Here is a 26,894-nt window from a genome sequence, read left to right on the forward strand (position 1 = left end):
CCCTGTGGGGGCAATATGCGCAAGGTCCTCATAATAGACGACGAGGAGAATATCAGGGAGGTCCTCTCTGAGCTTCTCTCCGGAAAAGGTTTCACCACCTTCCAGGCCGCTGATGGCGCCTCTGGCATCGACGCCTTTTTGAAGGTACGGCCGCACGCGGTCCTGCTTGACCACCGCATGCCGGGCATCGACGGCTTCGAGACCTTCAGGGCCCTGAGGGATATCGACCCGGCTGTGCCTGTCATCTTCCTCACGGCCCATGCCGATATCCATGTCGCCGTTGCGGCGATAAAATCCGGGGCCTATGACTTCATAACAAAACCGCCGGAGCTGGAAACGCTCTCGATCATCATCCGCAAGGCCATAGAGAAGCTCGAGCTTGAAAGGGAGGTCGGGAGGCTCAAGTCGGCCGTAGGCGCTTCCGTCGAGTGGACGCTCGGCAGGAGCGAGGCCATAAAAGAGATAATCCCGCAGCTCGTAAGAGTGGCGGCAAGTGATTTCTCCGTCATCATCCAGGGCGAGACCGGCACCGGCAAATCGATGGTCGCGGGGCTCATCCACAGCATGAGCATGAGGGCGCAAGGCCCTTTCGTGCGGGTAGATATCGGGGCGATGCCTGAAACGCTCATCGAAAGCGAGCTATTCGGCTCTGAAAAAGGCGCCTTTACAGGGGCAGAGAAGGCGAGAAGCGGTTATTTCGAGGCGGCCTCCAAAGGCACCCTTTTCATCGACGAGCTTGAGAACACCTCGGCCTCTGTCCAGGCCAGGCTCCTCGGGGCGGTCGAGGCAAAGCAGATATGCAGGGTCGGGTCGAGCAGGCCTATCCCGGTAGACGTCCGGATAATCACCGCCTCGAACAAAGACCTGAGGGGGCTCGTAAAGGAAAAAAGGTTCAGGGAAGACCTGTTCTTCAGGCTGAACGAGTATACCGTGACGCTACCACCACTGAGGGAGAGGTCGGAGGACATATCTTTTTTGGCCGGGAAGTTCCTCTCCGAGGCCTGCGAGGAGCTAAAAAGGCCCGATATCGCCGTAACAGGGCCCGCGCTTGCCGCCCTCCTCAGCCACGCCTGGCCGGGAAACATCCGCGAGCTTAAAAACGTCATGCGGCGGGCCGCCCTGGTGGCAGCCGGAGGCGAGCTCTCTCCAGCGCACCTTGACCTTCTCTCTTGCCATGATGCCCAGGCTCCGTTCGACCGCGTCCTGCCCCTTAAGGAGGTATCCGCGACAGCGGCAAGGGAGGCCGAAAAAGCCGCTATAAAACAGGCGTTAAAGCTCTCCTCAGGGAATAAGACGAGGACAGCCTCCAGCTTGCGGGTCGATTACAAGACCCTGCTTACAAAGATACGGTCCTACGGCCTGGAATAGCATAATATGGAAGCCGTTCCATAATTATGGAGCGCTCTCCCCACCATTGACATCTCCCGAATATCGATTCTAATTAAAAGATAACTGTAATCCGGGTTACTTTGCCTTTGGCATCCTCCTTGCTATAAACAACCTTGCGGGAAGAGGCTAAAGTTTTTTGCATTGTAACCGAAAGATAAAAGTCAAGGAGGGCCGTATGCGTAATCAAAAGATCCTGTTGCCGATACTCTTGGCAATGGCATTGATCGGCAATGGGGCATATGCCGGGGAGCAGAGCCTGAGGGAACGGCTTATCGGGACCGGGACCGTCGAGACGCTCTATTCGGTCGACGACCACACTACCATAGTAAAAGCCGCGGACGGCCAGGCCCTTAAGGGGCTCGAGGCCCTCTGCTCTGAATATATCGGGGCCGGGCTCGTAAAGGAAGGCGCAGCAATGAAATGCGGCGCTATCTTCGAGGCCTCAGAAGACCTTACCCAGGGAAAAAACCCTCTTTACAGGATAAAAAGCGAAGAGGCCCAGCCTGTAGCTTACAAGATAGCTGCCCTGCCGCCTTTCGAAGAGCTCTCCGCGCCGCCCGACGGAAGGATAGAAGGCGGGCTTGGGAGCATCGATGTCTATCAGTACATGTACGCGCTTTGCAAAAAGGAGCAGGGGAGCCATTCGATAGTAATATCCAGGAGGTTCGGCAGGTTCGTACGGCTGGTGGAGGTGCCTTCGGAGGAGGCCTTCGATTACCTACTTTCCTCCGGCGATACAAAGGACCCCTGGTTCTTCGCCTGCGAGGGAGAGAACAGGTTCATAGTCGAGAAGGACTATCAGTACGACCCTGACGGAGAGAAAAAGTTCTACTTCCGCCAGGACAGGGGGCTTGAGTCGGTCGATTACATCAAGTCCGGCGAGCGTGAGAAGCTGGCGCGTCTTGAACGTTCATCCAAAGAAGACCCGAGCCCAGACCCTTCGGTTGAAACCCGCATGATGGAGGCGATGGCGGTAGATCTGAGCGAGCTCAAGTTCGACTTTATAAAGACAGGCCTTGGCGCGAAGTATGAGGGGCACTACAATAATACTGACGACGCGGGCTGCGCCCGTACGACGATCAAACAGACCCGCTCCGGGACGGCAGAAGAGGTATTCAACTACAGGGTATGCGGCACGAACGTTGCTCTTATCGACTCTACTGACAGGAAAAGTGGGTTTTTCGCCGGCCTTCTCGGCAAATAGGAGAACAAAAAAAGGGCTGGACCGATACGGTCCAGCCCTTTTTCCATTTCATCCTGTAGGGCTTTTCCTCCTTCTCCCTCCGGGAGAAGGCCGGGATGAAGGGCTATGTATTTAAGTGGAAAGATCACCTTCCGTGGCACCTCTTGAATTTGGAGCCGCTGCCGCACCAGCAGGGGTCATTCCGTCCGGGCTCCGCCGGGCGCTCAACCGGAAGAAGGTTGGGGGAATTTGTTGCGCACCATCCCCTTATAGTATCAACGACCTTTTGAGCTGCCTCTTCCGCGCTCGCAACACCCTCTGCCAGGCTTTTAGCCGAGGCCTTCCTCTCAGCTTCTATGGCCCTGGCTATCGCAGCCTCGTCCCCTGAACCAGCATCGTCTATTATCCTGCAGTAACCGCGTTCACCCTGGCGGGCCTCAGGCGCGCCGAGCCACCCGCAATGGGGTGGCCTGATATCACGCCCGGTTATTGAGGGATGAATCGAGCATGACTTGTCATCCGAGAGAAAACGGCATTTGAAGGCGAACATCGCGATGAGGTTTATCGTCAGTACTTCACCTGTTGCCCTTATATCCTTTACGATGACATTATACTTCTCAGGCGTACCGAAAAGCGGCCTCTGCGGGGCTTCCGACGTCTTATACGCGTCGGTTATCCGCTGGAGGCGGGCCCTTATGCCCTTGAGCACATCTGCCCTGAAGACTGAGATGTTCTCAAGCCCTCCCTCCTTAACTACTGGATAAGAGATTATCCCCCACCAGGGGTCACAGCATATCCCGCCGCAGCGCTCCACGCAGACCGCGGAGAAAGACGCCTTTGTCTGTGCCACTTCCGCCATGGGGAGATTATAACTTTTTTGGAATCAAAGAGTCCATCCGTTTCAAAAGGGTATAGCTCGCGTCTTTCTGCCTCCCCCCTTGACCTTCCCTTCCCCCTGTGCTAACCCTAATCGTATGAAAAAGAGCGGAAAAAACTCGCGCGCCATGAGGCCCATTACAGAGATAGCCTTTGAGGCCGGGATACCTGGCGAGAGCCTTATTCCATACGGGGCGCATTTCGCAAAGGTACGCGCGTCCCTCCTTCACGAGCTAAAAGACAAGCCGGACGGACGGCTCATCATCGTGACCGCCATGAGCCCGACGCCCGCTGGCGAGGGCAAGACCACTCTTACCATAGGGCTCACGCAGGCCTTAAGGTCGCTTGGAAAAAAAGCCTTTGCCTGCATACGCCAGCCGTCCATCGGGCCGCTCCTCGGCGCAAAGGGCGGGGCCACGGGCTCCGGCTCTTCCAGAGTAGAACCAGCCGAGGAGATAGCCCTTCACTTTACCGGGGACGATTACGCGGTCTCAACATCTCACAACCTCGTCTCGTCCTTGATCGACAACCACATCTACCACGGCAACAGCCTTAATATGGAAAAAGTCCTCTGGAAGAGGGTCTCCCCGATTAACGACAGGTCACTACGCAAGGTAAGGATAGGCCTGGGCAAAGCGGCGGGAGAAAGAGAAGAGGAGTTTCACATATCAGCCGCGTCCGAGCTGATGGCGATTTTGTCTCTCAGCGCAGATCTGGCTGACCTCAAGGAGCGCGTCTCAAGGACTATTGTCGCGCTCGGAAAAGACGGATCCGCGATAACGGTACGGGACCTGAAGGCCAGCGGCGCTACCGCCGCCCTTCTTAAAGACGCCCTCAACCCGAACCTCGCCCAATCAATCCGCGGCGCGCCTGTCTTCATACACACGGGCCCATTCGGGAACATATCTATCGGATGCAGCAGCCTCTTATCCGCAAAGATGGCGCTTAAGCTCGGCGAGTACGTCATCACCGAGGCCGGGTTCTCAACAGAGCTTGGCGCGGAGAAGTTCTTTGACATCGTCTGCAGGGCCGGTGGCTTACGTCCTGCCGCGGCTGTTATAGTCGCAACACTTGGCGCTCTGCGCCTGCACGGCGGGGCGAGCGATTACCGGGCAAAAAATATGAAGGCGGCGCTAAAGGGTATCGACAACCTCCGCAAGCACATCGAAAACGTCGCCGCCTTCGGTCTATCGGCGATAGTCGCGCTCAACAGGTATAAAGACGACACAGACGAAGAGATAGACGAGACGCTCTCAAATATCCGGAGGCTCGGCTGCATGGCTGTGGCGGTGGACGCAAGGGATTTGGGCGCCCCGGGCGGCATTGAGGCTGCCGAGGCCGTTGTCAAGGCCTGCTCGGAAGAAAATGACTTCAACTTCCTTTATCCCCTTGATCTACCCATTGAAGAGAAGGTCTCAACGATAGCGAGGTCGATCTACGGCGCCGAAGGGGCCGTCTTCTCGGCAGAGGCCAGGGCAGACCTTGAAAGGATCGAAAGGCTCGGCCTTTCAGCCCTGCCCGTATGCATAGCCAAGACCCCTAAATCCCTTTCAGACGACCCGGCGCTCCTGGGCCGTCCAAATGGCTTTAACATCAATGTACGAGAGGTGCGCCCGGCCACAGGCGCCGGTTACGTTGTGGCTGTCTGCGGCAACGTGCTCCTGATGCCGGGCATGCCGGAGCACCCCCTCGCCGAGGAGATAGACATCGACGCCTCCGGAAGGATAACCGGGATCCGGTAAGGACCACACCCCAGCCATTTTGAGCATTTTGTGAAACTTGCTCCGCTGCAGGATTACCATGATGTATAATAATCGAGCTAATGGCCGCTAAAGAGGAAAGATATTAAAATGCCAATAGGCAGATATAAAGACCTTCTCAAATCTGGTGGTTTCCAGTCATTTCTGTGGACACAGTTCCTTGGGGCCTTCAACGACAACGCCTTCAAGATAGTCCTCTCTATGATAGCGGTCAACATCTCCGCAGGCTCCGGAGGGGCCTACATATCGATGGTTGGCGCGGTCTTCATCCTCCCGTTTTTCTTCTTCTCCGGCTATGCCGGCCATGCAGCCGACGTCTTCAACAAGAGGACGGTCCTTATAGCGGCAAAGGGCTTTGAAATATTCGCGGTCGTTGTCGGCCTTTTCGCCTTCTGGTCCGGAAAGGTCGAGTTCATGCTCGGGACCCTCTTCCTCATGGCCCTCCATTCCACCTTCTTCGGCCCAGCCAAGTACGGCATAGTCCCGGAGATGCTCCCCGACAAGGAGCTTTCGCGCGCCAACGGGCTGCTTGAGATGTCCACCTTCCTCGCCATCATACTCGGCACCTCCATAGGCACCATCATGTACTCGGTATGGAGCGAAAGCCTTCCGATAGTCGGCGTTTTCCTTGTGGTCATCTCTCTTGTGGGCATGTTCCTGAGCTTCGGCATACCCGTAGTGCCTGATTCAGGCGCCAGAAAGAAGTTCCGCCTGAACCCCTTCGGCGAGATAGGGCAGGGCTTCAAAAGCCTCGTTAAAAAAAGGCTCCTCCTCTTTACGGTCGGCGGCATAAGCTACTTCTGGTTCATCGGAGCTCTGCTTCAGATGGATATCCTCCTTCTCGGCAAGGAGGTAATGGGGCTCGACGACTTCTGGGTCGGGATACTCATAGTATTTCTCGCGGTCGGCATAGGCCTGGGGAGCTTGACCGCAGGCAGGCTCTCGGGGGACAAGGTAGAGCCGGGATTGGTCCCACTTGGCTCTATCGGCATGGGCCTGTTTTCGCTGCTCCTGGCCGTTTCCACAGATTCATATCCGAGGACAGGGGCCGCCATGCTCATGCTCGGCTTCTCCGGCGGCCTCTTTATCGTGCCTCTAAACGCCCTCCTTCAGCAAAGGAGCGGCGCCGATGAAAAAGGGCGCGTTATCGCTACCAACAACTTCTTCAACACGTGCGGCATCCTCCTTGCCTCGGTGGTGCTCTGGTTCATGAGCGGCTCCCTCGGTGTTTCCCCGGACAGGATAATACTGGTCTTCGGTTTCGTGACCCTCGTCTCAACGGTATTCGTATTGAAGGCCCTGCCGGACTTCCTCATCCGCTTCGTCATGTGGATGCTCACCCATACGCTTTACAAAATAAAGATAGTCGGCCAGGAGAACGTCCCGATAAAGGGCCCGGCTCTCCTTGTCTCGAACCACATGTCCTTTGTCGACGCCTTCCTTGTGGGCGCGTGCGTGCAGAGGTTCATCCGCTTTCTCATATACGAGTACTTCTACAATATAAGGCTCATCAACTGGATATTGCGCCTCATGAAGGCGGTCCCGATAGCCGACGGCAACAAAAAAGAGGTCTTGAGGTCGATTGCGAGGGCGAGGGAGGAGCTTACCGCCGGCCACATGGTATGCATATTCGCCGAGGGCGCGATAACCCGCACAGGGAACCTCCTGCCATTCAAGAAGGGCTTTGAAAGGATAGCCGCCGGACTGGACGTGCCCATAATACCTGTGCACCTCGACCGTGTCTGGGGCTCTATCTTCAGCTTCAAGGGGCGTAAGTTCTTCTGGAAGCTCCCGCACCACTTCCCCCACCCTGTTACCGTCTCATTCGGAAAGCCGCTCAGGGGCGCGAATGCCGAAGAGGTGCGCCAGGCCGTGACAGAGCTCGGGAGCGCCGCCCACGACCACAGGCGCGCGCCGGACGACCTCCTGCACATTCGTTTCATAAGGGGCGCGAGAAGGCGCTTTTTCTCCTTCTGCATGGCCGACTCGACCGGGAAAAAAATCACCTGGGGGGCGGCCCTCGCAAGCGGAATAGTCCTCTCAAAATGGATAACAAGAAACTCAACGGGAGAGATGGTCGGCCTTCTGCTGCCCTCGTCGGTTGCCGGCGCTCTCGCCAATATCTCTCTACTCATGGCAGGGAAGGTCCCGGTAAACCTCAACTTCACCGCTGGCAAGGAGGCCATGGCAATCGCCCTCAAGCAGTGCGGGGCAAAAGAAATAATCACCTCAAGGGGCTTTATTGAGAAGGCCGGGATTGAAAAGGACAGCCGGATGGTCTTTCTCGAAGACATAGTCACCGGTATTTCCGGGGCCGAAAAGCTCCTCGGCTTTATCTCCGCCGCCATACTGCCCGCGCGCCTTATCGCTCTTCTTTTTTGCAAGGGCAAGCGCGACCCCGACTCTCTGGCGACCGTCGTTTTCACGAGCGGCACGACCGGGGTCCCAAAAGGGGTACAGCTCACGCACCACAACATCATATCCAACATAGAAGGCTTCCAGCAGGTATTGGAGTACTCCGGCAAGGACACCATCCTTGGCGCGATCCCGTTCTTCCATTCTTTCGGCTTTACCGTCTCCATCTGGTTCCCGCTCATCTCCGGCTTCCGCGTCGTATACCACCCGAACCCGATGGACGCCCGTTCGATAGGGCAGCTCGCTAGACAATACAGGGCCACCATGATAATGGGCGCCCCGACCTTCTTTGCCGCTTACATAAAGAAGTGCGAGCCCGGCGACTTCGCGACACTCAGGTACGCGATAGCAGGCGCGGAGAAGCTAAAGGCGCAGGTGGCGCAGGAGTTCAAGGCCAGGTTCAAGGTAGACCTCCTTGAGGGTTACGGCTGCACAGAGATGTCCCCTGTCATATCCGTGAACATACCCGATGTCGAGGACAGGGGGATAAGGCAGCAGGGAAGAAAGCCGGGGAGCGTTGGGCACCCCATACCGGGTGTATCGGCAAAGGTAGTCGACCCCGCCACGGGCGAGACACTGCCGCCCGGCCATGAAGGGATGCTCTACGTCAAGGGGCCGAACCTGATGCTCGGGTACCTGGACGACCCGGAGGCCACCTCGCGCGTCATAAGGGACGGCTGGTACGTTACCGGGGACATAGCATCGATCGCCGAGGACGGCTTCATAACCATACTCGACAGGATGGCGAGGTTCAGTAAGATTGGCGGCGAGATGGTGCCGCACATAAAGGTCGAAGAGGCCATGTCAACGGCATTGGGGGCCGAGTGCGCCGTTACGGCTGTCGAGGACCCGGGCCGGGGCGAGAGGCTCGTTGCCTTCTATACCAAAAAGGGTCTTTCCGCGCAGGATGTCTGGGCCAGGCTTGCCGCCACAGACCTGCCAAGGCTCTGGATACCGAAGAGGGAGAACTTTTATTTTATCGAAGAGCTTCCGCAGACCGCCGCAGGAAAGGTTGATTTGAAGAAGATAAAGGCGATGGCAGCGGAGAGGGTGGGGGCTTACTGAAATCTCCCCCTTTTCTAAAGGGGGACTAAGGGGGATTATAAACCCTTCAAAGATAATCTCCCCTGACCCCTCTTTAGGAAAGAGGGGGACCAGGAATATCCTTCGCTTCCATTTGATATCGCGCAGCTGATCCGACGTCACTGTGAACGTAAATGCCGTTCAGGGCAGTTTACCTCCCTGCCCTTCCAATTGCCGACCCCAATTGATTTGAAAAAACCCCCGAAATAATACCTCCAGGAGATCCCGTAGACCGGTGATTTAGTGGGCCAGAATGAGATGGTATCAACCCCCGCGGCCCCGGCCATGTCGATAGCCTTAAGTATCATATCCTTTCTGTCATTCCAATTGAACAGGACATACTTCCATTCTATCAGCGGCTTTCTCAAGCCCCTTGAATCCCTGTACTCGACCAGGGCCTTCATATTGTCATAGGCTTTTCTAAAGCTCCCCTGCCTCTGGTATCTCCGGACTGTTTCATCACTGATGCCATCGACTGAGAAGTATATATGGTCGAGCAGCAGCGCGGCCTCGCGCTTTCTATCGGTATCGAGAAGGCTGCCGTTGGTAGAGGTAGTTATCTTGAGGTCCGGATTGCCGTTACGGAGCAACGTAAGCTCGTCTATTATATCCGGGTGGAGGAACGGCTCGCCCAGGTTGAAATAATAAAGGTTTTCTATCCGGTTTTCACTGATCGCAGAAGAGATCTTTCTGATATTCTCGACGGTAAGGTCTCTCTGCCTCCTTATCTTCAGCAGGGTCTTTCTTGAACAGCCCGTACAGTCAAGATTGCACGAGACGGTATTCTCGACCATTATGCCTTTTTCAGGCACGCTGTAATGTTCTTCAAAGTGGCGCGCATCCGCTTTATCCACCGGCTGCAGATCGCCGCACCTTGTACATGTCAGGATCGGCAACTTCCCTTCCGCCAGTTTTTTTCTGAAACCCCTGGCGACAGGGCCGCGAAAGATCTCCTGCAGGCTATTGGCCAAGAGGTCTCCGAGATGGCCTGAGCCGTCATAGTCCTGGCAATTGCAGGAGACCGTCATGTCCGAGTTGATGACGATATTATAATAAGACTGCCCCGTAAGCGCCTTGCAGTAAAAAGCCTTCTTCGTAAGCCTGGCCCTCATCTGGAATAAAGAGGCCAATATTACCTTTATAACGTTGTTCAATCTTTCATTATCCATCGCTTCTTCCGATGCCTGGCGGGATGCCCTCTTTTACTTCGAAGACACAGCCCCGGGCAGGGGCGCCAAAAAGACGGTATTCCTTGAAAGGTCCTTGGCCCTGTACATGGCCTTGTCTGCTGTCTTTAAGAGCTCTTTTTTGTCCCTGGTGTGGGTGGGATAGGTGGCAACACCTATAGAGGCGGTTATCCTCAGAACGAGGCCTTCCTCCTTCATGAACTCGTGCTTTTCTATCGCCGCCCTCGTCCTTTCGGCTACCCTCATGGCAACGTTGTAATCGGCGTCCACCAGGATGATGACGAACTCGTCACCGCCGTACCTTATGACCGAATCGACCTCCCTGACGCACTTAAGGAGGATATTGCCGATCTCGATGAGCACCTTCGATCCTATGAGGTGGTCGTTGCAGTCGTTTATCTGCTTGAAGTTATCGAGGTCGAGGAAGAGGACGGTAACGGGCATCATGAGCCTGTCCGCCCTCTTTATCTCCTTGTCGAGGACAAGCTCAAGGTACTTGGCGTTGTACAGGTTGGTGAGGCTGTCGATGAAGGCCATCTCCTTCGCCTCGGCGTACTTCTCGGCGTTTTCAAAGGCCCCGGACGCGTGCTCGGCTATGAAAGAGGCGTTCTTTACGTCCCTCAGCGCGAACTCGTTCTTGCCGGCGCTCGATAGGATGATGAAGTACCCAGCGGTAGCATTCCCCTTCATGATAGGGGCCACGAGGAAGGAGTTGCAGTCCTTGAGTAAATTCTTTTCCGCGCCTGTGAGCTCCGGCTTCGCAACGATACTGATGCTCGGCAGCCCCTTCAGGTCCTTTTCAAATCTGGACTTAAAGACCTCAAGCACGCGCTCGGCGTCGGCAGGGCTTATGTGCCTCAGCCCTTTCATTGAAAGGGTCTTGTGGTCTTCCTCATAAGCGGCAGCCAGGCCCGATTCTCCTGGCACGGTCTGCAGGAGCGCGTCCAATGTCATATTGTACAGCTTCGATATGTCGAGGGTGGTCGTTATGGCCCGGCTTACTTCAAAGAGCCTGAGAGACTGGCGCATCTCCTGGTTCTCTTCAAGGAGCTTGCGTTTTTCAAGGCAGCTTGCCACCGTATGGAGCAGCTCGTCTTCGTTGAGCGGCTTCATGATGTAGTCGAAGGCGCCGCTTTTGAGGGCGGTGATGGCCGATTCTATCGAGCCGTGGCCCGTGACGACGATGACGTCGATGAGGGCATTGTGCTGCTTTACCCTTTCCAGCACCTCGATGCCGTTCATGTCCGGCATAACGAGATCGGTTACGACGATATCGAAGGCGTTTGTCTCGATGATGTCGAGGGCCTCGGCTCCGGTAGATGCGGCCTTCACAAAAAACCCTCCGCCCGTCAAGATATCGGAGCAGAGGACCCTGAAGAACGCGTCATCGTCTACTATGAGGATCCTGCCTTTGCTCATGGACATGGTCGCGAGAGAATCATCACGGCTCTTTCCCTTACAGTCGAAGTCCCGTGGGTCCGCCGGGGCTTCAATACCAACCCTTAAAATAACAGAAAATATCGAGGGGTGTCAATAGAAGCAGAGGGCGCCGACGCCTTGACAACCCCCCTTTTTAAGGAATAATGATTATTTGATAAAACAGGGTCTCATGGGGCACAAAATGGCAAGACTCCTGCTCACATTTGTTATGCTCCTGCCGCTCCTTTCCGGATGCGGGGACGCCGTAACGGACGGCGCCTCGAGGTCGGCCTTTCTCCAGGCGTTGGAGATATCCGCCGGAGACTTCCACACTTGCGCCCGCGTAGACGGGACCGTCGAGTGCTGGGGCGAGAACTCAAGCGGCCAGCTCGGAGACGGCTCTGAGATAGGCTCTCTCAACCCTGTCGCTGTATCAGGCATCCTGACCGCCTCGCGGATATCCGCGGGCGGCTCTCACACCTGCGCCCTCCTTGCCGACGGCACCGTCAAGTGCTGGGGGGAAAACTCAAACGGCCAGCTCGGAGACGGCACAACAGCCAGGTCGGCTACCCCCGTAACTGTCACCGGCCTCACGGGCGCGACCTCCATCTCGGCAGGCGGCTCTCACACCTGCGCGGTACTCTCTGACGGCACGGTAAAATGCTGGGGCAGGAACGTATTCGGGACCCTCGGCAACGGCTCGAATGCCAACTCAAGCCTGCCTGTCACGGTCTCCGGCATAAATACCGCCACAGCTGTATCGGCGGGCGGCTCTCACACCTGCGCCCTTTTGGCCGACAGCACGGCCGTGTGCTGGGGGTCGAGCTCTGTCGATCAGCTCGGCAACGAGGATACTATCACCGGCGCGGCCTCCAACATCCCGGTAGCCGTAACCGGGCTTGCCAACACGACCTCCATAAGCGCGGGCACGAACCACACCTGCGCCGTCATAAATTCCGGCGCCGTTCGGTGCTGGGGGGACAATAGCTCAGGCCAGCTAGGTTCCTTCTGGACGATCATCTCGCTCATCCCGGTTATAAACGACACCAACTCCAGGACACCCCTTACCGTGACCGGGGTGTCGAGCGCGACGGCAGTGGCAGCCGGGCTTGCCCATTCCTGCGCGGTGCTTTCAAGCGGCAAGACGGTCTGCTGGGGCGAGAACGCGAACGGCCAGCTCGGCAACGGCAACGTCATCGGCTTTGTCCCGCCAGGGGCAGGGGCTACTTCCACCTCGACCATAGTCCCTGTGGAGGCGGTCGGCATAACATCGGCGGAAGAGGCCGCGGCTGGCCTCTTCCATTCCTGCGCGAGGCTCTCCAACAGCAGCGTCCTTTGCTGGGGCGACAACTCAAACGGCCAGCTCGGCAACGGCTCTACCATCTCTTCCACCATCCCCGCACAGGTAGTCGATTGAAGCACTACACCCTTGAAGGCGCCCCGGTAAGGCCCGTCTCTCACAACCCTGAGCTTCATAAAAGGCTCTTGCTGCCAGAGGGGGTCTCTTGCCTGCGTCACATAAGCCATATAGTCCTGAAGCCCGGCTCCGTGGCATCGATGCATTCCCATCCTGAAACCACTGAGATATTCTACTGCGTCCGGGGACTGATAACCTTTAGCGTCGAGGATACACCCGTGCGACTCAAGCGCGGCCATCTTCTCGTAGTCGAACCCGGCGAGGAGCACGCCATCATCGATGTAAGCGAAGAATCCGAGATGGTCTACATGATGGCTGGATGATATTCTGATATACTGAATGTTTTTAATGGAAAGGAGATATTCTATGTTGACCGAAGGCCTTAAAGCCCCTGACTTTACCCTCCCGGGCATAGACGAGGACGGAGCGGAGACGAAGTTCTCTTTAAAAGAGCTCCGTGGCAGAAAGCTCGTCCTGTACTTTTACCCCAAGGACAATACCCCGGGATGTACCCGCGAGGCTTGTGATTTCAGAGACAACATGAGAAGGCTCAAAGGGAACGCGGCAGTCTTGGGGATAAGCCCTGATTCAGTCGAGTCGCACAAGAAATTCCGTGAGAAGCTTGACTTAAGCTACCCGCTCCTTTCAGACGGGGAAAAGACAGTAGCCTCCGCTTATGGCGCGTGGGGCGAAAAGACGATGTACGGCAAAAAGACCTTTGGGATAATACGCTCTACCTTCCTCATAGACGAGAAAGGCGTTCTGTTAAAGGCATGGCGGAAGGTGAAGGTACAAGGACATGTGGACGAGGTCTTGGGGGCCTTAAAGGGGTAGGGCTGGCGCTTTTTCGCTCACACGGACCCCGTTTTTGTCGGCTATCCCCGCTGGCATGTAGCGTGTGGTATGGGCTATCGCATAGCGCCCTCTTCTATCGAGGGCCAATAGCCCTGCCTCGCCTCCGATTCTACGCAGCCGCTTAAGGGCGGCCTCAACCGCCTTTTTGGCGCTTCGCCGCTCCATGCGCATGCACGCCTCCTTGGCGAGGCATAGCCTCAGGATATACTCCCCTTTGCCGGTACAGGTAACAGCTCCAAGGGTATTATCGGCGTATACCCCCGCCCCGATTATGGGCGTATCCCCGACCCTGCCCGGGAGCATGGCAAAGACCCCTCCGGTCGATGAGCCTGCCGCGAGGTTGCCCTCGCCGTCTATAGCTACAGCCCCCACCGTCCCAAAGTAGACTTTATAAAGCCCGGCCGTAATATTGCCGCTCTCTGCTTTTTTAAGGCGCTTAAGCGCTTCCTCTCCAGGCGGAGCCAGCCTCGCGACCCTCTCTTTTTTCGCCAGTTTTGCCGCCCCGACGTTTGTGAAGACATTATTGGGGAGCTCCATCGCCGCCCTTGCCACCCTTACCGGGTTCCTGTATCCCTCAAGGCCGATTACGGCCCCGGCCTTGAGTAGCCTCCCTTCCATAAGCGAACTGTCGAGCCGCCTGATGCCGTCAAGCTGGAGATTGCCTCCCTCGCCAGCGTTAAAAAGGGCTGAGTCTTCCATGAAGGCTATCGTCTCGGTGACCGCGTCAACGGCGCTTGCGCCCCTTTTGAGGACGGAGTAGCCAGCCTCAAGCGAGCGCCCTATGGCCTTCAAGGCCGACTTTGACGGCCTTTTAAGGCCAGCGCCGCCGTGCGCGAGTATTATCATAACGCCTCCTCATTCAAATATATCCCTATTCCATCGTATTTCCACGTTTTCCTTTATCCTTATCCGTGTTAGAATAGCGGAAATGCTCAAGCATACCTTCTGCCATATCCCCGGCGTCGGCCTCAAGACCGAACGGAAGCTCTGGGACAAAGGGGTCATTACCTGGGACTGCCCTCTCGGCTCATTCAAGTTCAAGAGGACGGCTGAGGGTGTCTTCAAGGCCATTGTCGACGAGTCCCGCCAGAGGCTATCCGACGGCGATACCGCCTACTTTGGCAGGCTCCTTCCGGCAAAAGAGTCCTGGCGCCTTTTTTCGGAGTTCAGGAATGAGGTCGCCTATATCGATATCGAGACAAACGGCTACGTCGGCCCCTACGGGTATATAACGGCCATATCTCTCTATGACGGCAAGAAGGTGCGCTATTATATAAAGGGCGAGAACCTCGACGACTTCAAGGAGGACATATTCGACTACAAGGTGCTTGTCACCTACAACGGCAAGTGCTTTGACATACCCTTCATCGAAAGCCACATGGGGATAAGGCTTCCGCACGCGCACATCGACCTGAGGTATACGTTGCGGGACCTGGGCTTCAAGGGCGGCCTCAAGGGCTGCGAGAAGCTCATCGGCATTGAAAGGGGCGGCCTCGACGGCGTCGACGGATACTTCGCGGTGCTCCTCTGGAAGGACTTCAGGAGGAACAAGAACCCGAGGGCGCTCGAAACGCTGATGGCCTATAACATACAGGACGTCGTAAACCTCGAGCCACTGATGATCACCGCGCATAACCTCAAGACATCGGCCACCCCCTTTGAGGAAGCGTACCGGATAGAGCTGCCCTCGCCTCCGATGGACCTGCCGTTCAAGCCCGACCTTGACACCATAGAGAGGATAAGGACGGCGCGCGCCCATATCGGGGCGTGACGGCATCTTGATCAAAACCCCTTCCTTTTTTCCTTATATTCCACGCATCAAATAGAGATCTCGTCCCGATGCCGCTATTTTACCCCTTGACAAAGTTTCAAGATTTCGCAATAATGCAAATATGGCTATCAGAAAAGAAGTCTTCGAGATGCAGGCTGAGATCTGCAAGACCCTGGCAAACGCCAAGAGGCTGGAGATAATAAACGCCCTCAAGGACGGCGAGCTCTCCGTGGGCGACCTGGTTGAAATGCTCGGCATCACCAAGGCCAACGTCTCGCAGCACCTTGCCCTGCTCAGGCAGAGCCGGGTGGTTGTGTCCAGGAGGGACGGGGTCAATATCTACTACCGTATAAACAACCCCAAGATAATAGAGGCCTGCTCTCTTATGAAGTCAGTCCTCCTCGAACAGCTCGAAGAGAACGAGAAGCTCGCCAGGAAGATAAAAAGATAAGAACGCCGAAAGGAGGAACGGCCATGTCGGTTGAAAGGTATCTGCGCCTTATAGCCGGTATTTTCGTGCTCCTGTCTCTGCTGCTTTCAAGGCTCCACTCCGAATACTGGCTTTTCTTTACCGCCTTCGTGGGGCTAAACCTCTTTCAGTCCTTTTTCACTAACTGGTGCCCCATGATGAGCATACTTAAGATGCTCGGCTTAAAAAGTTGCTCTGGGTCAGCCTGAAATATCTTTACTTATGACAAGCCGTTGCTTATGCAGCAATTTTCTCCACGCTGCCCATTCCCGGCGCCTCCTCAGCCCTGCTGCGGCCCCTTAAAAACAGCTGACCGAAATCATATATCAACGCGCCCTTGCCTGTTACAATCATCACGTCTTTACAGGAGGTCCATTGCCATGAGATGCGTCGTAAAGAGAGATACCTGGATACTGGCCCTTGTCGCCGCCCTTATCCTTTCGGCCGCTACCATCGCCAATTCAGCGGAGCACGACCACGGCAGGGCCGGGCACGGGGAATCCGCCCTTATAGAAGAGATGAGAGCGCTTGACGCCGCGTTCAGGGAGATCGTATCAGGGGTGGCCGTTAATGACCGGCACAGGGTGCTATCGGCGATAGAGTTGCTCCACGGCACAATGGAGAAGACACAGGAGGCCATGCTCCACGGGGCCGTCAAGCTCAAGCGCAACCCTTCAGGGATAAAAGAGTTCGAGCGCCTTGACGTCGCATTTCACAACGACCTCGCTTCCCTTGCGCGCTCAGCCCGCGAAGGTCAGAAGATGAACGCCATTACGAAAAAGCTCCTCGACGGCTGCGTGAACTGCCATACCTCCTTCAAGCCCTGAAAAATTATACCCCCTCAAGCGGCCACTCCCCCCTTTCAAAAGCGATGACCCCCTCCTTTCCGTTTTTCTCCTTTACCGCCAATACCTTCTAAGGTATAATATCTGATTCTATTCGGGCCGTATGGCCAAAAAACCAGAAAAGAGCCGGGAAAAATGCAGACCAGCAATCTAAGGAACATAGCGATCATAGCCCACGTCGACCACGGGAAGACGACCCTCGTTGACGCGATGCTCAAGCAGGCGGGCGTCTTCCGCTCCAACGAAAAGGTCCAGGAGCGCGTCATGGACAGCATCGACCTCGAGAGGGAGAGGGGAATCACCATAATGGCCAAGAACACGGCCGTGGAGTACGGCGGTGTGAAGATAAACATAGTAGACACCCCAGGCCACGCCGACTTCGGCGGAGAGGTGGAAAGGACCCTCAAGATGGTAGACGGGGTCCTCCTCCTTGTTGACGCATCCGAAGGGCCGCTCCCGCAGACCAGGTTCGTCTTGAAGAAGGCCCTTGAGCTTGAGCTCGTGCCGATACTTGTCATAAACAAGATAGACAGGCCGGACGCCCGTATAAAAGAGGTCTTGAACGAGGTATACGACCTTTTCATAGACCTTGATGCCACGGAAGACCAGCTCGACTTCCCCATCGCCTACACCAACGCGAGAAAAGGGACGGCCACCCTGGACCTCGAGGCCGACTCGCCAGACTTAAAGCCCCTTTTCGAGCTTATAGTCAAGACCGTGCCCGCGCCAAAGGGCGACCCCCTCTCTACCTTGCAGGTCCTTGTGACCAACATCGACTATAGCGACTACGTCGGCAGGCTCGCCATAGGCCGTATCTTCTCCGGGACTATTAAGGCGGCGGACAACGTCGCGATGATGCACGCCGACGGCAAGACCGTCAAGACAAAGGTCACGGCCCTCTGCGTGTTCCAGGGGCTTGAAAGGAAGGACGCGGCAGAGGCCTCGATCGGTGAGATCGTCGCTCTCGCCGGCATGGAGGGGGTAAATATCGGGGATACGATCACATCTGCGGATAGCCCCAAGGCCCTTCCGAGGATAACGGTGGACGAGCCGACCATATCGATGGTCTTCTCCCCCAATACCTCGCCCTTCGCGGGCAGGGATGGCAAGTACGTCACCTCCAGGAACTTAAGGGAGCGCCTTGAAAAGGAGCTTCTTTACAACGTCTCTATCAGGGTCGACTTCGAGAAGGCAGACGCCTTCAAGGTGATGGGCAGGGGCGAGCTTCAGCTCGCGATCCTGATCGAGATGATGAGGAGGGAAGGCTACGAGCTTTCCATATCGATGCCCGAGACCATAACAAAGCAGATAGACGGCAAGCTGCACGAGCCGATGGAACACCTGGTCATTGACGTGCCCGAGGAGTTCATCGGCGTTGTCACGCAGCAGGTCGGCACCAGGAAGGGCAAGATGCTCAAGATGCAGAACAACGGCCACGGCAGGGTGAGGCTCGAGTTCAGGATACCCTCGAGGGGGCTCATAGGCTTCAGGTCCCAGTTCCTGACCGACACCAAGGGCATGGGCCTTCTTAACCACCTCTTCGACGGATACGAGCCCTGGCACGGCAACATATCAAAGAGGGCTAACGGCTCGCTGGTGGCCGACAGGTCCGGGGCGTCTACCATTTACGCTCTTTTCAACCTCCAGCCCCGCGGCACCCTCTTCATCAAGGAGACCGTCGCGGTATACGAGGGCATGGTAATAGGCGAGAACTCGAGGGAGAACGACCTCGATGTGAACGCCGTAAAGGAAAAGAAACTCACCAACATGAGGGCCTCCGGCTCTGACGATGCGATGTTCCTCTTCCCGCCGAGGACGATGACCCTTGAGCAGGCGATGGAGTTCATCGGGGAGGACGAGCTTGTCGAGGTCACACCGGCCTCCATACGCATAAGGAAAAGGGTCCTCGAAGCCAATAAAAGGCCCAGGAAGAAAGACTGAGCCGAATAACGCATACAATAAGAAAAGCCGCAGGCAAAAACCTGCGGCTTTTTTATTCTCAGTAGGGTCTGATAACCCGCAACTTGCCGCGTATTTTTTATATCCTCTTCGGGCGGCGGAGCGGAGATAAAATATACCGCTCAGTCTAAACTTTCACAAAGACCCACCATGCGGCTATGCTCGCCGCATAGCCCAGCGCGATAACGGGCGTCCACTTGAGGTGAGACAAGAAGGTATACATATCCCTTCTTACGCCCATGACGGCCACCCCGGCGGCAGAGCCTATAGAAAGAAGGCTTCCTCCCGTGCCAGCGGTAAGGGTCACCAGGAGCCATTGGTCGAGGCCCATCTCCGGGTTCATCTGAAGGACCGCGTACATGACCGGGATGTTGTCGACAACGGCCGAGATGACGCCTACGGCGATATTCGCGTAGCTCGGCCCGAACACTCCGTAAAGGTTGGCGCTCAGAAGGGACAGGTAGCCGATGTACTGGAGAGCGCCAACGGCTGTTATGATGCCGAAGAAGAAGAGGAGGGTGTCGAACTCGGACCTTTCTATCTTCCTGAAGATGTTGAAGCTCTCCTCTATATCCTGGGCCTTGTTCCTGAAACCATCCTTCTTTTTTATGTAGTACCCCAAAAACATCAGCAGCCCCAGCCCGGTCATCATGCCCAAAAACGGCGGCAGATGCAGGAACTGATGGAAGCTCACGGCGGTCGCTATGGTCAGAAAACCGAGGACTATGACCGACTTTGCCCCCCGCTTCATCATTATGCGCTCGCTAGAGCCCTGAGGCGCGCCCTTGGGCAGGAACGGGAACATGATCGCGGCAGGCACAAACCAGTTCACCACCGACGGGATGACTATAGCTGAAAATTGCAGCGTCTCCACCCGGCCGGTTGTCCAGACCATGAGTGTAGTGATATCGCCGAATGGGCTCCACGCTCCACCTGCGTTCGCAGACACTATTATGTTTATGAAGGCAGGCACGATAAAGGCCCTGTTGGAGCTAACCGCTGCGACTACCGTCGCCATGAGGAGCGCGCTCGTAAGGTTGTCCGCAACTGCCGAGAGGAAGAAGGTGATGACCCCGGTTATCCAGAATAGCGACCTGTAGCCGAAGCCCTTCCTTATGAGCCAGGACTTAAGCGAGTCGAAGACCATCCTCTCCTGCAGGGTATTTATGTATGTCATCGCCACGAGGATGAAAAAGAAGAGCTCCGCTATCTCTCCGATCATGTGCTTCACGTGCTCTTCGGCGTGTCCGGCCCCGTTCACGCTCTCATACAAGGCGATAAACGCCCACATAAGGCAGCCGATAAGCAGGACAGGCTTTGATTTTCTCAGGTGGAGCTTCTCCTCGAGTATCACGAGCACGTACGCGAGAACAAAAGCGCCAAGGCTCAGGTACCCCAACCATGATGACGTAAGTGCGTGCATTAAGCTTCCTCCTGTAGAGTCCGTGTTCCGGACAAAAAAAAGGCTTAAAAAGGGGAGGTCCCTCTTTTTAAGCCTACTCTCCCATATTATGGGCGCGTCCGTCCGCTAAATTTTACAGCCCTATTTATGACATTTGCGAGGCCCGGTGTCAAGCGCAGAAAACCCTCAAAACCCGCCTCAAACAGCCGATATATCCAAAAGGAATAAATTGCTTTTAAAACATTGAAATTATATTATAGCCGAAGCTGGGCAGAGTTGCCATGAAGTCGCCTTCCAGCTCTACCTTGCCTGGATACACCTCCCTGGACCCTCCCCTTCGGCGCTAACCCGGCTAAACAGGTACTGTGATGAAAAATCCGAAGCTCTCCCTATCAATAAAAGCGCTCTCCGCCGTTGCCATAATCCTTCTGCCTATCCTTTTCACTTTCATCATGGGATACAGGTCCAATAAGGAGCTCCTTACCAACCATTTCCTCGAGGACCTTACCCTCATAGCAGAATCCATAGAAGGGCAGGTCTACCAGTTTATCGAGATGGGCAGGAGCAGGGCCGTGGACTTGAGCAGCGACGGACTGATAAGGTCCGAACTGGCCCAGGCCGGGCGCCCCGGCTGGTCTCCGGCGGGGCTTAACTCGCACCTGATCTCAAACAAGCTCCCTCTCAATACGCAATTAAGGGCCATAGCCGTCGTATCTCCGCTTGGCAAGGTCTTGTCCTCCACGGAAAGCTCGCTCATAGGCACAGACATCTCCGGCGAGCGCTTTTTCAAAGCCGACGGAGGGATTAACGTGGCAGCAAGGCGTTCAGGGGTCTACGGGCCGCCTGACCTCGCCTTTGCGGCCCCGGTAGTTACCCGCGGCGGCGAGACCCTGGGCTTCGTCGTGAACTTCGTAAACCTCTCGGACCTGGGGAGCGTCTTGACAGGGGAGCTCAGCCACAGGCTCGGGGCCATGACCTCGCGCCTTTACCGCCGAGATACCTTCGAATCATACCTTGTAAATTCAGACAGGTTCATGATAACCGGCTCCAGGTTCGTCTCTGACGCCGTCTTCTCTCAGAAGGTGGAAACAGAACCTGTTGCCGCCTGCCTTGAAAGAGGACAGGAGCTTACCGGCTTCTACACCGATTACAGGGGGGTGGAGGTGGCCGGCGCATCCATGTGCCTGCCGAAGCTGGGCTGGACGCTCCTTACGGAGATAGGTTCCTCCGAAGCGCTTATGCCGATTTCCGCGATAGGCAAGTACGCCGCGTTCACCGCCCTCGTCGTCGCTTTTCTGATCGCCCTTCTCTTTGTAGCCTTCAGAAAGATCGTCCTTGAGCTACAGGGTGTTTCAAGGGCAGCGGCCGAAATAGCCAGAGGCAACTACGACGCCGGCATACCCGTGAGGTCAGGTGACGAGATAGGCGAGCTGGCCCGTTCCTTCAACGATATGGCCCTCCAGATCAGGGAACGGAGCGCTTCGCTTGAGCATAGCGAACAGAGGCTCAAAGCCATATTGGACAACTCCTCCGCCGTCGTCTATCTAAAAGACCTTGAGGGCAGATATCTGTTCGTAAACCGCCAGTTTGAGAGTCTTTTCAGGACGGCAGACAAACACCTGCTCGGTCGCACCGACCATGACGTTTTCCCGCGAGAGGTGGCCTATTCGATCGCCGAGAACGACCGGAAGGCCATAGAGAGCGGCTCTCTTATAGAGTTCGAGGAGACTATCCCCCAGGATAACGGCCTCCATACCTATATTTCCATGAAGTTCCCTCTTTACGCCGCAGGGAAGCCTTACGCCGTATGCGGCTTCTCAACCGACATAACCGAGCGGAAACACATGGAGACGTCCCTCAAGCAGAGCGCGGAACGCCTTAAAAGGGCCCAGGCGCTTGCTCTTATGGGGAGCTGGGAATGGGAGGTGCCGAATAACGTACTGTGGTGGTCTGACGAGATATACGATATCTTCGGATGCAAGCCACAGGAGTTCGGGGCCACTTACGAGGCCTTCCTGGGGTTTGTGCACCCCGATGACCGGGAATTCGTGAAAAACTCCGTTGAGCATGCCCTCTATGACACGAAGCCCTACTCCATCGAACACAGGATAGTGCTTCCCGACGGCACGGAAAAGATAGTCCATGAGAAGGCCGAGGTCCTCACCGACGAGGTGGGCAGGCCGCTTCGGATGATAGGCACCGTCCAGGACCTCACCGAGCGCAGGCGCGCTGAGTTCGAGCTCAAGAAACTCTCCGCCATCATAGAGCACAGCGTCAACCTGGTCTTCATCACGGACAAAAAGGGCTCTATCCAGTACGTGAACCCGACATTCGAGCAGGTCACAGGCTTTACCAGGGAAGACGCCCTCGGCCAGACCCCGAGGATACTCTCCTCCGGGGAGGTCACAAACGCGCAATACCAGGAGCTCTGGAATACGATACTTTCCGGCAAGACCTGGAGGAGCACCTTCAAGAACAGGAAAAAGAACGGCGGGTATTACTGGGCGACGACGGTCATCACGCCGATAAAGAACGACAGGGGAGAGATCACCAACTTCCTGTCCGTCCAGGAGGACGTCACCGAAAAGATGCAAAAGGAAGAGCGGCTCAACTACCTCGCGAGCCACGACGAGCTTACAGGCCTGATAAACCGCGCGAGCTTTATCGAGCAGGTCGGAAAATGGATAGAGTCGGCAGGCCACAGGAGCGCCACAGGGGCCCTCTGCATTCTTGACATGGACCAGTTCAAGCTCTTGAACGACACCTTCGGCCACGGCGCCGGCGACGAGTACTTAAGAAGGATCGCCAACATACTGCATGACAGACTCGAAGAGATCTGCAAAAACTCGCCTTCTGAGTTCGACCAGCCACCTGTGCTTTCCCGCTTGAGCGGCGATGAGTTCGCCATCTTCCTCCCGGGTATCTCTGAAGAGCGGGGGGTAGAGCTTACGGAGAGCTTACGGAGTTCAGTGGAGGGCTTCTACTTTACCGAGGCCTCCAGCACCATGACGGTGAGCGCTGGAATGGCGCTTTACCCGGACCACGGCATCGATATAAAAGACCTCCTCACGAAATCCGACGCGGCCATGTACAGGGCAAAGGAACTCGGCAGGAACAGGATACACGTCTACCGCCCCGAGGACCGGGACCTCGAGAAGATGCACTCGAGGCTTTCATGGAGGGAGAAGATATTCAAGGGGCTCAGGGAGGACCGCTTCGTGCCATGGTTCCAGCCGCTCCTTGACCTCAATGAGAACAGGGTACACCACTACGAGGCCCTGGCAAGGCTCATATCGGAAGACGGCCTTGTGCTCCTTCCGGGCGCGTTCATCGACATAGCCGAAAGGTTCGGCATCATAGGCCTCATAGACAGGGTCATCATAGAGAAGACCATGCGCACGCAGGCCGAGATGAGGCGTCTTGGCAAGGATATCTCCTTCGGGATGAACCTCTCGGGCAAGGAGCTCGGCGACGCGGACCTCCTCGACTTCATAAAATCGAAGATAATCGAGACGGGCGCGGACCCGGCAGGGCTGGTATTCGAGATAACCGAGACCGCCGCCATCGGTGACCTTGAAAAGGCGACCCGGTTCGTTAAGTCGCTCAAGGAGATAGGTTGCCAGTTCTCGCTCGACGATTTCGGGGTCGGCTTCACCTCTTTCACTTACCTTAAGGAGATGCAGGTCGACTTCATCAAGATAGACGGCTCGTTCATAAGAAAGCTCCACGAGAACCCGAGCGACCAGGTCTTCGTAAAGGCGATAACTGACCTGGCGAGAGGGCTCAAGATAGAATCGATCGCAGAGTTCGTGGAAAATGAACAGACGCTCGAGCTCCTAAGGTCCTTCGGGGTGGACTATGCCCAGGGATACTTCATCGGGAAGCCTTCGCCTACCCTTCCCCACAATGGTCCGTGGTTCAATAAGAAAGAAACGGCGCGAGTGGTTTAGCCGAGAAAGGGCAGGCGCGCTGGTGAATTAGTTTTTTGAGGCGTGCTTCTTTGGTACGCCGCAGCAGCCGGCTTCTGAAGCCAACGATGCAAATGGACTTTTTCAGCAGCCGGAGAGCAGCTCCACAAGCGCCCTGCCAAAGCCCGGCAAGTCTCCGGGATGGCGCGATGTGACAAGCCTTCCGTCAACTACCACGGGGGCGTCTACGTACGTGGCCCCGGCGTTTATGATATCTGTCTTGACCGAGATATAGCAGGTGGCCTTTTTTCCCTTAAGGACACCGGCCTCTATCAAAACTTGAGCCCCGTGGCAGATGGCCCCGACCACAAGGCCAAGGCCGTTGGCCTCCTTGACGAGATCGACCATAGGCCCGTTTATCCTCATCCTGTCGGGTGCCTGCCCTCCTGGGATTATAAGCCCCTTGAAGTCCCCTGCCTTTACCTCCGCTGCCGATTTTTTCGCCTCAAGCGGGTAGCCGTGCTTGCTTAAGTACGTACCCGCCTTCGGACCGACTATTGTTACCCTGTGCCCCGCCTCCTGAAGCCTGTAAAAGGGATATAACGCCTCAGCGTCCTCGTAGCCGTTCTCTATGAGCATGATTATCTCTGACATGGGAGGCCTCCTTAAAGAGAGCTTTTATCTTCGCTCTTAATCGACCAGATAATGCTCTATGGCTTGCTTCGGTTACCCCCCTTTAGAAAAGGGGGACGAGCCCTTGGGGAGGCCGCTGTCACTTCTTCCCCTGCATCTCTCTTTTCATCCTTTTAGATAACATATCCGCATGCCGTATCGGCTCCGTGAGCCTGTACCTGCTGGCAGACGCAAGGACTATCCTTACCGAGCCCTCTATATCTATAAGATGACCGGGTGAGATGAAAAGGGGTCTCACATTATCCCTGGTCCGCACCACCGCGCCGACTTCAACTCCGTTATATATAAGCGGAGAACGCTCGCCCCTCATCATACCAGGCTCTTTGTACTCTCCCACAAGGCGCGTCTTGGCGGCCCCTATGGATGGCATATCAAGGAGAGCGCCCATGAAGGCGGCGATGCCAAGCCCCTTTGGGTGGGCTATACCCTGTCCGTCGAATATCAGCAGGTCAGGTCTTTTGGTCAGGCCCTTCAACGCCTTTATCACAGCCGGCCCTTCCCTGAAGGACAGAAGGCCGGTTATGTACGGGAAGGCCGCCTCTGTAACAACCGCGCTATCTTCAAGATGTTCAAGGGACGGGAAGCCGAAGAGGCTGGCAGCGCATGCGATCCTGTCATCAAAAAAAGAGGCGTCGACCCCGGCAATGAGAGAGGGCGGCCTCTTAAGCGGCATGATCCTGAGCCTCTTTCTTACCTCTTCCTGTATCTCCCTTATGCGTTCCCTGTCCCTCGGCCACCTGAGCCCTTCTATGACGCGAGGCTCCACCTCAGGCGCCCCTGTCCTTTTTCAGAAGCCGCCGCAACTTCCCTATGACGCTTCTCTCCCTGTACTCTACCCCGGCCCTGGCGCCGGAGACCTGCGTGCCCATCTCTACCTTGATGGAGCCCGATTTTTTCACTGCCAGCACCTGAGAGGGATAGGCCGACCTGTGGCCGGTTATCATGAAACTTATCACACAGGCGACGGCAGCGTAAGGCGCGACCTCTGCCCCGAATAGCTCTACGGACATGATCGACGCCGCGATCGGCGTGTTTGCCGCGCCCGCAAGGAGTGCGACGAAACCTATGGCGGAGAGCATGGCCGGGTCTACGGAGAGCACCGTTGAGAATGCCGAACCGGCTGTCGCGCCGACGAAGAATATGGGCGTACCGATGCCCCCGTGGCCGCCGAAGCTGAGCGTTATCGATGTAAAAAACGACTTCAGTATAAAGGCGTACCAGGGCACCTCGCCCCCTTCGAGCGCCGTTTGTATCGTCTCGAGGCCCAATCCGAGGTAATCCCTTGAGAAGATAAAGGTGAGCGCGACCAGCAGGCTTCCAGCCAGAAGGGCCTTTGCCTCGGTAGATAGCTTTATCGCTTCTGACGCCTTTTTTCCGAGCCTCAGCGTCTCGACCAGCAAAAAGGAGCAGAGGCCGAAAAAGACCCCGGCGGCGATGACCTTAAGGAAGAACGATTCGCTAAATACTGGGATAAAGGTCACAGGATTATAGAAGTACGTAAGGCCAAGCCATGACGAGACCTGGTAGCTTATTATCCCCGCGACGAAGGACGGCAGAAGGACGTCATAGAGTATGCTCCCGACGAAGAGGACCTCCATGCCGAATATCGCCCCGGCAAGAGGGGTGCCGAAGACCGAGGCAAAGCCGCCGCTTATGCCGCAGATGACGAGCTTCCTTCTGTCCGCGCCCTCGAACCTGAGCGCGTCAGCTACCAGCGAGGCGAGTCCCGCCCCTATCTGCGCGCTCGGCCCCTCTTTTCCGGCTGAGCCGCCGGTGGTAATCGTCAGGAAGGTCCTTACAAACTCGACGGGTACGGCTATCGGCCTTATCTTACCGGCGTTCTTGTGTATGCTCTCTATGACGCTGTTCGCGCCGTGACCCGCGGCCTGAGGGAATACGTATTTTATTATAATGGCGCTTAAAAGAAAGCCGACGGGTATAAGGAGGAAGTAGTAATCATAGCGAGAGGCAATTGCCGCCCCCCAGTTGAGCGATTTGACGAAGGCCGTTGTAGAGACCCCGACGATGGCGCCGACTATCGTGGCCAGAAAGATCCACTTTATGACGCTTATGAAGATGACCGTCTCTTCCCTGATCTTCCTTCGCATTATTTTATTATATCACTCCGTCATTCAAAAAAAGAAAAAGGCCTCTTCTGTTCAAGAGGCCTTCCGATAATATTTTATAGTCAGGATTTTCATCCACATCCATCACCCCGCGCTTCGCTATCTTCCACAACTGTAGAGAGGAAAAAAACGTCTTG

21 protein-coding genes are annotated in these 26,894 nt (G+C 56.0%); 13 read left to right on the forward strand and 8 right to left on the reverse strand.

Annotated features, from left to right (window positions below; genetic code table 11):
• The first annotated feature begins 15 nt into the window (after nucleotides 1-15).
• Complete coding sequence (locus tag A2V21_306955) at nucleotides 16-1,368, forward strand: hypothetical protein (protein OIJ74024.1); 1,353 nt, start codon at nucleotides 16-18, stop codon at nucleotides 1,366-1,368.
• A gap of 217 nt (nucleotides 1,369-1,585) precedes the next feature.
• Complete coding sequence (locus A2V21_306960) at nucleotides 1,586-2,593, forward strand: hypothetical protein (protein OIJ74025.1); 1,008 nt, start codon at nucleotides 1,586-1,588, stop codon at nucleotides 2,591-2,593.
• 124 nt (nucleotides 2,594-2,717) lie between these two features.
• On the opposite strand, the gene A2V21_306965 is transcribed toward A2V21_306960, so the two are convergent.
• Complete coding sequence (locus A2V21_306965; GenBank protein OIJ74026.1) at nucleotides 2,718-3,431, reverse strand: hypothetical protein; 714 nt, start codon at nucleotides 3,429-3,431, stop codon at nucleotides 2,718-2,720.
• A gap of 115 nt (nucleotides 3,432-3,546) precedes the next feature.
• Between A2V21_306965 and A2V21_306970 the strand changes: the two genes are divergently transcribed.
• On the forward strand, nucleotides 3,547-5,190 hold the full coding sequence (locus tag A2V21_306970) for a formate--tetrahydrofolate ligase (GenBank protein ID OIJ74027.1): 1,644 nt from the start codon (nucleotides 3,547-3,549) through the stop codon (nucleotides 5,188-5,190).
• A 114-nt stretch (nucleotides 5,191-5,304) separates the two neighbouring features.
• Complete coding sequence (locus A2V21_306975) at nucleotides 5,305-8,688, forward strand: hypothetical protein (protein ID OIJ75094.1); 3,384 nt, start codon at nucleotides 5,305-5,307, stop codon at nucleotides 8,686-8,688.
• Nucleotides 8,689-8,825: 137 nt separating this feature from the next.
• Here A2V21_306975 and A2V21_306980 read toward each other — a convergent pair whose 3' ends face one another.
• Both A2V21_306980 and A2V21_306985 read right to left on the reverse strand, forming a co-directional pair.
• Complete coding sequence (locus tag A2V21_306980; protein ID OIJ74028.1) at nucleotides 8,826-9,875, reverse strand: hypothetical protein; 1,050 nt, start codon at nucleotides 9,873-9,875, stop codon at nucleotides 8,826-8,828.
• 33 nt (nucleotides 9,876-9,908) lie between these two features.
• The gene (locus tag A2V21_306985; GenBank protein OIJ75095.1) at nucleotides 9,909-11,312 is read right to left on the reverse strand and encodes a hypothetical protein; all 1,404 of its coding nucleotides are present in this window, start codon (nucleotides 11,310-11,312) and stop codon (nucleotides 9,909-9,911) included.
• A 190-nt stretch (nucleotides 11,313-11,502) separates the two neighbouring features.
• Between A2V21_306985 and A2V21_306990 the strand changes: the two genes are divergently transcribed.
• Genes A2V21_306990 through A2V21_307000 form a run of 3 tightly spaced genes read left to right on the forward strand, consistent with a single transcriptional unit; the run spans nucleotide 11,503 to nucleotide 13,563 of the window.
• Nucleotides 11,503-12,729, forward strand: coding sequence for a hypothetical protein (locus A2V21_306990; protein ID OIJ74029.1), 1,227 nt, complete (start codon nucleotides 11,503-11,505; stop codon nucleotides 12,727-12,729).
• A complete protein-coding gene (locus A2V21_306995; GenBank protein ID OIJ74030.1) occupies nucleotides 12,726-13,052 on the forward strand; it encodes a hypothetical protein in 327 nt (108 codons plus the stop codon). The genes A2V21_306990 and A2V21_306995 overlap by 4 nt, the downstream gene beginning before the upstream one ends.
• Nucleotides 13,053-13,095: 43 nt before the next feature.
• Nucleotides 13,096-13,563 (forward strand): alkyl hydroperoxide reductase, encoded by a 468-nt coding sequence (locus A2V21_307000; protein OIJ74031.1) that lies wholly within the window; start codon nucleotides 13,096-13,098, stop codon nucleotides 13,561-13,563.
• Here A2V21_307000 and A2V21_307005 read toward each other — a convergent pair.
• Nucleotides 13,552-14,430: a hypothetical protein gene (locus A2V21_307005; GenBank protein OIJ74032.1), complete on the reverse strand. Its 879-nt coding sequence runs from the start codon at nucleotides 14,428-14,430 to the stop codon at nucleotides 13,552-13,554. The two genes, A2V21_307000 and A2V21_307005, sit on opposite strands and share 12 nt — an antisense overlap.
• A gap of 82 nt (nucleotides 14,431-14,512) precedes the next feature.
• Here A2V21_307005 and A2V21_307010 point away from each other — a divergent pair, with 82 nt between their 5' ends.
• The 5 genes from A2V21_307010 to A2V21_307030 all read left to right on the forward strand — a co-directional run bounded on the left by A2V21_307010 (nucleotide 14,513) and on the right by A2V21_307030 (nucleotide 18,610).
• Nucleotides 14,513-15,355 (forward strand): exonuclease, encoded by an 843-nt coding sequence (locus tag A2V21_307010; protein ID OIJ74033.1) that lies wholly within the window; start codon nucleotides 14,513-14,515, stop codon nucleotides 15,353-15,355.
• 121 nt (nucleotides 15,356-15,476) lie between these two features.
• Nucleotides 15,477-15,806, forward strand: coding sequence for a hypothetical protein (locus A2V21_307015; GenBank protein OIJ74034.1), 330 nt, complete (start codon nucleotides 15,477-15,479; stop codon nucleotides 15,804-15,806).
• 23 nt (nucleotides 15,807-15,829) lie between these two features.
• A complete protein-coding gene (locus A2V21_307020) occupies nucleotides 15,830-16,033 on the forward strand; it encodes a rhodanese (GenBank protein ID OIJ74035.1) in 204 nt (67 codons plus the stop codon).
• A gap of 171 nt (nucleotides 16,034-16,204) precedes the next feature.
• Nucleotides 16,205-16,651 (forward strand): hypothetical protein, encoded by a 447-nt coding sequence (locus A2V21_307025; GenBank protein OIJ74036.1) that lies wholly within the window; start codon nucleotides 16,205-16,207, stop codon nucleotides 16,649-16,651.
• A gap of 153 nt (nucleotides 16,652-16,804) precedes the next feature.
• Nucleotides 16,805-18,610, forward strand: a complete 1,806-nt coding sequence (locus tag A2V21_307030) for a GTP-binding protein TypA (GenBank protein ID OIJ74037.1) — start codon at nucleotides 16,805-16,807, stop codon at nucleotides 18,608-18,610.
• 145 nt (nucleotides 18,611-18,755) lie between these two features.
• Here A2V21_307030 and A2V21_307035 read toward each other — a convergent pair whose 3' ends face one another.
• A complete protein-coding gene (locus A2V21_307035; GenBank protein OIJ74038.1) occupies nucleotides 18,756-20,051 on the reverse strand; it encodes a sodium:proton antiporter in 1,296 nt (431 codons plus the stop codon).
• A gap of 347 nt (nucleotides 20,052-20,398) precedes the next feature.
• Here A2V21_307035 and A2V21_307040 point away from each other — a divergent pair, with 347 nt between their 5' ends.
• The gene (locus tag A2V21_307040; protein ID OIJ74039.1) at nucleotides 20,399-23,980 is read left to right on the forward strand and encodes a hypothetical protein; all 3,582 of its coding nucleotides are present in this window, start codon (nucleotides 20,399-20,401) and stop codon (nucleotides 23,978-23,980) included.
• 102 nt (nucleotides 23,981-24,082) lie between these two features.
• Here A2V21_307040 and A2V21_307045 read toward each other — a convergent pair whose 3' ends face one another.
• The 3 genes from A2V21_307045 to A2V21_307055 all read right to left on the reverse strand — a co-directional run bounded on the left by A2V21_307045 (nucleotide 24,083) and on the right by A2V21_307055 (nucleotide 26,739).
• Nucleotides 24,083-24,592: a protease gene (locus tag A2V21_307045; GenBank protein ID OIJ74040.1), complete on the reverse strand. Its 510-nt coding sequence runs from the start codon at nucleotides 24,590-24,592 to the stop codon at nucleotides 24,083-24,085.
• Between the two features lie 118 nt (nucleotides 24,593-24,710).
• Complete coding sequence (locus A2V21_307050; protein ID OIJ75096.1) at nucleotides 24,711-25,382, reverse strand: hypothetical protein; 672 nt, start codon at nucleotides 25,380-25,382, stop codon at nucleotides 24,711-24,713.
• Nucleotides 25,383-25,398: 16 nt separating this feature from the next.
• Complete coding sequence (locus A2V21_307055) at nucleotides 25,399-26,739, reverse strand: voltage-gated chloride channel (GenBank protein ID OIJ74041.1); 1,341 nt, start codon at nucleotides 26,737-26,739, stop codon at nucleotides 25,399-25,401.
• Nucleotides 26,740-26,894 lie beyond the last annotated feature (155 nt).

It is taken from the genome of Deltaproteobacteria bacterium GWC2_55_46, from assembly GCA_001595385.3.
Classification (GTDB): domain Bacteria; phylum Desulfobacterota; class GWC2-55-46; order GWC2-55-46; family GWC2-55-46; genus UBA5799.

What these genes read in the sequence shown, in the direction of transcription:
- A2V21_306980 (OIJ74028.1), bottom strand. Translation starts at nt 9,875, where the DNA reads ATGGATAATGAAAGATTGAACAACGTTATAAAGGTAATATTGGCCTCT.
- A2V21_306965 (OIJ74026.1), bottom strand. Translation starts at nt 3,431, where the DNA reads ATGGCGGAAGTGGCACAGACAAAGGCGTCTTTCTCCGCGGTCTGCGTG.
- A2V21_306955 (OIJ74024.1), top strand. Translation starts at nt 16, where the DNA reads ATGCGCAAGGTCCTCATAATAGACGACGAGGAGAATATCAGGGAGGTC.
- A2V21_307010 (OIJ74033.1), top strand. Translation starts at nt 14,513, where the DNA reads ATGCTCAAGCATACCTTCTGCCATATCCCCGGCGTCGGCCTCAAGACC.
- A2V21_307020 (OIJ74035.1), top strand. Translation starts at nt 15,830, where the DNA reads ATGTCGGTTGAAAGGTATCTGCGCCTTATAGCCGGTATTTTCGTGCTC.
- A2V21_307005 (OIJ74032.1), bottom strand. Translation starts at nt 14,430, where the DNA reads ATGATAATACTCGCGCACGGCGGCGCTGGCCTTAAAAGGCCGTCAAAG.
- A2V21_306990 (OIJ74029.1), top strand. Translation starts at nt 11,503, where the DNA reads ATGGGGCACAAAATGGCAAGACTCCTGCTCACATTTGTTATGCTCCTG.
- A2V21_306970 (OIJ74027.1), top strand. Translation starts at nt 3,547, where the DNA reads ATGAAAAAGAGCGGAAAAAACTCGCGCGCCATGAGGCCCATTACAGAG.
- A2V21_307035 (OIJ74038.1), bottom strand. Translation starts at nt 20,051, where the DNA reads ATGCACGCACTTACGTCATCATGGTTGGGGTACCTGAGCCTTGGCGCT.
- A2V21_307025 (OIJ74036.1), top strand. Translation starts at nt 16,205, where the DNA reads ATGAGATGCGTCGTAAAGAGAGATACCTGGATACTGGCCCTTGTCGCC.
- A2V21_307055 (OIJ74041.1), bottom strand. Translation starts at nt 26,739, where the DNA reads ATGCGAAGGAAGATCAGGGAAGAGACGGTCATCTTCATAAGCGTCATA.
- A2V21_307000 (OIJ74031.1), top strand. Translation starts at nt 13,096, where the DNA reads ATGTTGACCGAAGGCCTTAAAGCCCCTGACTTTACCCTCCCGGGCATA.
- A2V21_307015 (OIJ74034.1), top strand. Translation starts at nt 15,477, where the DNA reads ATGGCTATCAGAAAAGAAGTCTTCGAGATGCAGGCTGAGATCTGCAAG.
- A2V21_307040 (OIJ74039.1), top strand. Translation starts at nt 20,399, where the DNA reads ATGAAAAATCCGAAGCTCTCCCTATCAATAAAAGCGCTCTCCGCCGTT.
- A2V21_307030 (OIJ74037.1), top strand. Translation starts at nt 16,805, where the DNA reads ATGCAGACCAGCAATCTAAGGAACATAGCGATCATAGCCCACGTCGAC.
- A2V21_306985 (OIJ75095.1), bottom strand. Translation starts at nt 11,312, where the DNA reads ATGAGCAAAGGCAGGATCCTCATAGTAGACGATGACGCGTTCTTCAGG.
- A2V21_307045 (OIJ74040.1), bottom strand. Translation starts at nt 24,592, where the DNA reads ATGTCAGAGATAATCATGCTCATAGAGAACGGCTACGAGGACGCTGAG.